Consider the following 6,940-nt stretch of genomic DNA (forward strand, 5'->3'; position numbering starts at 1 on the left):
GTTAAACCATTTTACTTTACCTTGTTCCATTTGTTATTTCCTCCTAGTGTGCTAACCACACATTCTATTACTATCCTTGCTCTTTGTGATGATGAGGTAAAAAGTTTAGAAAACTTGTTTTTCCTTACATCCGAACAAAAATAATTCTCCTATAGAATAGCAGAAATGGGCACTTTTTGCAATACATTCGCACGAAAAAATAGGAGATTTTTTACATTTATTCACTTTTTTCAGTCTTGGAATTTCTTCCGATTTCCCCAGTACTGATAATAATCTGTTCGAATAAAACCATTGAAAAGTTTCCGTTTCTTAGTAGCTTGTTTCCCAAACAGTAATTCAAAGTCTGGATGAGACGTAATAATGTAAATAGACCAAGTATCTAGATCACGGAAAACACGGCCCATATCTTTGTAAATTTGTTCTACCTCAAATTCTTCACCAATTCGTTCACCATATGGAGGGTTACCAACTATAATCCCAAAATCTTTTTTAGTTGTGAAATCACTTACCTGCATCTGTTTGAATTGAATTAAATCTCCAAGGCCCGCCTCAAAACTGTTATTTTGGGCAATCTCCACCAGATTATGATCGATGTCGTATCCTGAGATGTCCAAGTACTGATCATAGTCAGCAAGATCCTCTGCTTCTAATCGAGCTTGTTCCCAGACCTTCTTATCAAACCATCCCCATGTTTCACTCAAAAAGTCACGATTAAAGCCTGGAGCTATATTTTGACCAATCAGGGCAGCTTCGATTGGAATCGTGCCAGAACCACAGAATGGATCAACGAAGGGCTTATCTGGGTGCCAGCTGGTCAACATAACTAATGCAGCGGCCAGCGTTTCTTTAAGCGGAGCTTCACCTTGACCAGTTCTGTACCCACGACGATGCAGGCCTGTACCGCTTGTATCAAGGGTAATGGTCGCAATATCCTTTAAAATTGATACTTCAATTTTAAATAACGGGCCCGTTTCTTCAAGCCAAGACACCCTTTTATAATGGGTCTGCAAACGGTCAACAATCGCTTTTTTAACGATTGCTTGACAGTCCGGAACACTAAATAAAGTCGATTTAACTGACTTCCCGCTTACAGGAAATTCTGCATCTACCGGCAAAAAGTCTTCCCAGTTTAATGCCTTTGTATTTTCAAATAAATGATCAAAGGTTTTTACTTTAAATTCTCCGACTTTAATCTTTATCCGGTCTGCTGTACGAAGCCATAAATTCGAGCGGGCAATCGCCGTCATATCACCCTTGTACATAATTTTACCGTTTTCTACTTCACATTCGTATCCTAGTGCCCGTACTTCTTTTGCTACTATTGTCTCAAGTCCCATAGCTGAAGTCGCTATAATATCAAATTGTTTCATCGTTACACCAGCTTTCCTTCAAACCATACTCCCAAATTTGCAGTAAGCACATTTTCTGCTGGAGCAGGTTTTAATATCTTACATTTGCCCAAAACCAACTAGTTATGTATGACATCTATTATACCCTTTTATTCGACTGGGTATCTATTTCCCACTTCAAAAAACTACTTATATACAAACAAAAACTCTCCTCGCTAAAGGAGAGCTGTGTTTGAGTTGTTTTGATATGAAAACGTTCTGTAAGCCATGTTTTGTTCCTCAGTACTGCGAACGGTGAATAATCACCTCGTACTTCGGCGGTAATCATCTATCTACAGAGAGCTAAGTCTCTGTCCTTCTCCTCGTTGAATTCCAAGGAAGAAAGCGCCCCTACCTTAATTTGGGTTTCTCGCTCGTGGGGTTTACCTCGTTCCACCCTTTTCATTTCTGAAAAGGCTACGTCACTGTGGCACTTTTATAGGTATTCACACCATATCCGAAGACTTAGGTATTTTCCCTGCCGTCAACAGTTAAAACTGCTGCCCAAGCTTATTTTTTCACCAGGCACGAACACTACCGGCATCTCAGCCAGTGCGAGCATGGACTTTCCTCTACAATATAAAATATTGCAGCAATTACCCAAACGTTTTTCATAACATTAACTAGTATAATGCAGTTCGTGAAAAACATCAATGGTAAATGTTATTCACGTTTAAATAAAGACGTTCTCATTCGTACAGCTTACTTCCAAACACATGCTTTTCCAGATTAGACAACCTTTTTAAAATATCAAAGTTTGTTGTACCCGGTGTTGCTGAAGGAGCTGCCTGGCTGCGGCGTGTTGATTCCTCTGCCATTTTTTTTAATTTGGTATTCTCTTGACGTAAATCTTCAATTTCTTGATAAAATGCTTCATAATCTTTAATAACGAGATCTAAAAATTCATCTACATCTTCGGGCTTGTAACCCCTCATACCTGTTTTGAAATCTTTTTCTAATATGTCTTTCGCAGTCAATTTTATCTTATCAGCTTGCATAAGATTCACCTCAATACTTTCGCCATCGACTTTTTATTATTTTTTCAAATATGCATACATTTGTCAACAATCTTCATTAAATATCCTAAATCATTCAGACCAGTTCTGCTCTTCTCCTGCTTGTTGAAGATCGTCGAAGGAAATTAGAAAGATTGGATAATCCCTGTATTCACCCTGTTTTTTTGCCTCATTTAAGGCGAATTTTGGGCTTCCTTCTCTCTCTTCATCATAAAGCAGAAGCATAGCATCACTTTTTTTAACAAGGTATTCATTTTTCATTTTCAACTGATGCGGACCTTCATAAGGCTTTTTGTAAATGGAATCAACGAAATCGGCTCGTCTGATAACAGATTCGTAATATTCTTTATTATCTTCTTTCCAGGACTCCTCCTGATTTAGGTAGGGAGTAATCACCCCAACCTGTGGTCTGCCGCCGAATTCTTCACGAATCTCATAGGCTGTTTCAGCAGCCCATAGCTCTGTTCCCAACTGGCCGGTGATAATGACCCATTCCAGTCCTTCTTCAACAAAAGGAGTCAGACGCTGCTTAATTGCTTTTTTTATATAAGTGACACCTTCATGGTCATTCTTAAAAATACCATATTCAAACGGTTTATATCCAGTTATATACATCACTTTCAATTGATTCACTCCTATGTATAGGAACAAGGGCATAATAGCCCTTGTATGATAATTATAAGTTAAAAATGATGTGGTCTTGGCGGGCAGCAAGGCTTATGCATAGGCATAGGCGGCGGGCTGCTGCAAATTAAGTCTTGAGTGTAGCATTCGTTAACAACGGATTGGGAATGCGGGAAATAATGTTGATTTTGAATAATATGCTTGTTTACAGTTGTATTATGAGTTGGATGAATATGAGGGACGACTGTTTTACTCACATTCGTATTTACTGTATTTTGAGTCGGTGATACTTGTGCAGGTGCTACGTTGGTAGGACCTTGATTAAATGGTCCCATGCCGTAACCTGGTTGAGATCCATAACTCGGCTGTTGTCCATAACCCATTCCCATTCCCATTCCTTGTGAAGGCATACCATAACCTCCTGTTTGCGCACCCATAACTTGAGACGGTGCTGCATAACCTGCTCCTGCTTGGGTTCCCATTACTTGAGAAGGCGCTTTATAGCCTTTGTTTAAAGACTGAGTTTGCTGTTGATATACATTAATTTTTTCCATAATAGCGAATATCCCCTTCCAGCATATTTTTTATTTTACATTTACAGAATATGACAAGGAGGGCATTCATGTACTAGTCAATAAACCTATCTTTAAAATTAAACACAGATTCTCGTATAGATTGTTGAAATAAAGGAAAGTTAAAACCATTCTAACACTAGAGGGCTTACACAGTTTATCAAGTCTTAATATGGGTTTTCAGCCGATTGTTCTATCTTAATTCATTGTTTTTTTCGAGATGTTCCTTAACTTGCTTTTTCTTCAATCGAATAAGCCTTTTATGAAGGTCCATAACTGAAGATGATGATATATCCATCGAGATGGGCAGCTCAGTAAACGCTTTTTCTACATATTCGCAGGCTTTTGAATAATTCTTGTACTGGTGCTCGAAAAGCTTCGCACATTCTAGTGCCGCTTCCCTACGGTGTTTACTGCTTCCCTTTTCGCTGACCTCCTGCCAAATTTCACAAGCACCATCGAAATCTTTTTCACGTTTTTTTTGAAAAGCAATTGCGTGCATGGCTGCTAAACGGTCTTCTTCTGTTCCTTCTTGGATAACCTGTTCATATGCCGCTATTGACTGCTTCTTTTCACCAAGATATCCTAACCAGCGAGCAACTTCAAGTGATTCTTCGCCATATCCATCAGCTTGAAGAATTTGGCGGGATAAATGAATATACAGGGTAATTAAGGATAAAACATCCAACTCATTATGTTTGAGCACTCCAAAGAGAATCTCCGGATCTTGTCGTTCAACAAAATCAAAGTAAATGATGGGAGCTAAGTACCCAGGAATATCATCTTGACGGGAGAACCCTAGAATTTCGGATTCCACATTTGCTAATTTCACTCTTTCCAGCTTGTTTTTCCACAGCCTTCTCGAAGCATGATACAAATCAAAATGCCCGAATTCGGGTAAAAGCGGTACATGATTCTTAATTAACGTGTGCTGCGTTTTAACTTGCGGCCAATCAAAGGCCTTCCCGTTATAGGTGACAAGCGTTTCATAATTAATTTGCTCTAAAAAACTATGATAAAACGGAACTTCGCTGCCCGGCTGCGGAAGAATATGCTGCCTGACAATCACTTCTTCACCGCTGAAAAAGGCGTAACCCAATAAGAAAATAGACGTACCTGCACCCGCTCCTAGACCTGTTGTTTCTGTATCGAAAAAAAACAGGTCTTCGCTGTTCAAACCTTTGGCTGACAAGGGGTGATCGAGATTGCTGTCATTCCACAATGAAACGATTGTCTGAAAATCTGTAAAGGAATAGTTTCCATGTATTGTATGAATCGGGTACCGGACTTCTCGAATTAAACAATATTGTTCATCGAGATAATAAACCGTCGTATGATGCTCATTCCATTTTTCTATAAAAGGAATATCTGTCGTTTGCGGCAATTGTTTTACTTTTTGTACCGATGGTTTTTCTTCAATATTGAGATGACCCTTCATTCGGTTCAGCTTATTCTTCATCGACAAATCTATCTCACCTCTATATGTTCAAGGCTTGCGTTGACCAAATCTATTAAAACTGATCAAGCACCTCAATACTTCTTCGTTTTGCGCTTATCCCTTCTATTTCCGTGCCAATACACGAAGGACATCCATCCTTACATGGACATTTTCGGATAAGGTTCTTGGCCGCTTCTTTTACTTGATCAAATCGATTATACACATCTTCAGCGAGTCCAATTCCCCCAGGATAATGATCATAAAGAAAAATAGTAGGTTTTTGTGTATGTGCGGCTTTAATCTGTGCAACAACATGAATGTCGTTACGATCACACATAACATGAACGGGCACCACATGCTGCAGTACATTAGAAATACCAAGCAACAGCTGCTCCAAGATTTTTTCTCCTAAAGATGCATCGACTTCTTGTAATTCTAACCAAGCTGCACTCGTATGCAATTCCTCTTCTGGTAAGTAAATCGGGCCAGATCCTATATTTTCAAACGTAGACAACTTAATCTTTTTAAAGATGCTCGGTAAGATGTTAATTGAGACATCACCATAGTGTATAGACGATTTTTCTCTCTTTTTCGTTTTGTCTATCTCTAACACCTTAAGCTGTACAGCAAGATTCGCATCTGTGTAGTATTCTACGTCTACTTGCCTAACGAACGCTTTTTTATGATCCCAGTCAAGCTTTTCAACCTGATACTGTACCCCTTCGTGCAGGTAAATGGCTTCGTCATGTAATAGGGTCATGGCACTGAATCGATCCATTTCTCCTATAATCTTAACATTTGCAGTTTCTGATTGGTCGATAATCACAACGTTTTCCTGTGAAGCAGATCGTAAACTAATATTTCCTGCAGGAAAGGATTGGTTAGCCCAGTAGAATGTTTCTCCGTTTTGATGGATGACTCTTTCTTCAACAAGGTATTCCAGGATGTCTTTAATATCAAGTGGTCCAAATTCTTCATGTTCCTTTAACGGTAGTTCATACGCCGCACACTTTAAATGATCTACTAAAATAATTAGATTCTCCGGGTTAATCCTAGCTGATTCTGGAGAACGATCAAAAAAGTATTCTGGGTTTTGGACAATATATTGGTCAATAGGAGTTGACCCTGCGACCATAAGAATAAGTGCTTCCCCGTGCCGGCGGCCTGCACGGCCAGCTTGCTGCCATGTACTCGCTACACTTCCCGGATAGCCAGTCATTACGCATACCTGAAGCTGTCCAATATCTACCCCTAATTCAAGTGCATTTGTACTGACGACACCTATAATCTCACCTTGCCGTAACCCGCGTTCAATCTCTCTCCGCTGCTTCGGAAGATACCCGCCGCGGTATCCTCTAATTGCTTTTGAACTAATTTGATTTTTAACCAGTTCTTGCAGGTGACTTAAGATAATTTCGACCCTAACCCTGCTTCTGGCAAAAACAATGGTCTGAATTTTATTTTTTAAAAATTCTTTAGCTAAATGATTCACTTCAACCGTTGCACTTTTCCTGATGTTTAATGGTTGATTCACAATCGGAGGATTATAAAAAACAAAGTGCTTTCTTCCACTAGGTGCTCCGTTATCATCAATTAAGCGCATAGGTGCGCCGGTTAACTGCTCCGCTAACTCTTTTGGATTCGCTATCGTTGCCGACGTACATATGAATTGAGGATTACTTCCGTAAAATTTACAAATTCGCCGCAGCCGGCGGATCACGTTGGCTACGTGACTTCCAAAAACTCCGCGATACGTATGGAGTTCATCTATTACGACATATTTAAGATTTTCAAATAGACTTACCCATTTGGTATGATGCGGGAGTATGGCTGAATGCAGCATATCTGGGTTGGTTATCACAATATGCCCCGCCTTTCTCACTACTTGGCGGATAGAAGGAG

At 39.6% G+C, this 6,940-nt stretch carries 6 protein-coding genes and 1 other RNA gene; all 7 read right to left on the minus strand.

Features of this window, described 5'->3' with window-relative positions; translation table 11 throughout:
• Positions 1-230: 230 nt before the first annotated feature.
• Positions 231-1,370 (minus strand): THUMP domain-containing class I SAM-dependent RNA methyltransferase, encoded by a 1,140-nt coding sequence (locus tag AC52RT_RS14705; RefSeq protein ID WP_495541436.1) that lies wholly within the window; start codon positions 1,368-1,370, stop codon positions 231-233.
• Positions 1,371-1,605: 235 nt separating this feature from the next.
• An RNA gene (rnpB, locus tag AC52RT_RS14710) (RNase P RNA component class B) lies at positions 1,606-1,996 on the minus strand.
• A gap of 81 nt (positions 1,997-2,077) precedes the next feature.
• Entirely contained in the window at positions 2,078-2,386 is a 309-nt protein-coding gene (gene gpsB / locus AC52RT_RS14715; RefSeq protein ID WP_495541437.1) for a cell division regulator GpsB, read from the minus strand.
• 90 nt (positions 2,387-2,476) lie between these two features.
• Positions 2,477-3,028 carry an SLOG family protein gene (locus tag AC52RT_RS14720; protein WP_495541438.1) on the minus strand — a complete coding sequence of 184 codons (552 nt, stop codon included), beginning with the start codon at positions 3,026-3,028 and terminating at the stop codon, positions 2,477-2,479.
• 59 nt (positions 3,029-3,087) lie between these two features.
• On the minus strand, positions 3,088-3,582 hold the full coding sequence (locus tag AC52RT_RS14725; RefSeq protein ID WP_495541439.1) for a CotD family spore coat protein: 495 nt from the start codon (positions 3,580-3,582) through the stop codon (positions 3,088-3,090).
• 211 nt (positions 3,583-3,793) lie between these two features.
• The gene (locus tag AC52RT_RS14730) at positions 3,794-5,059 is read right to left on the minus strand and encodes a ribonuclease H-like domain-containing protein (RefSeq protein ID WP_495541440.1); all 1,266 of its coding nucleotides are present in this window, start codon (positions 5,057-5,059) and stop codon (positions 3,794-3,796) included.
• A gap of 52 nt (positions 5,060-5,111) precedes the next feature.
• Positions 5,112-6,940: DEAD/DEAH box helicase (locus AC52RT_RS14735; protein ID WP_495541441.1), on the minus strand; the 1,829-nt coding region annotated here is incomplete at its 5' end.

This window comes from Peribacillus sp., assembly GCF_059453735.1.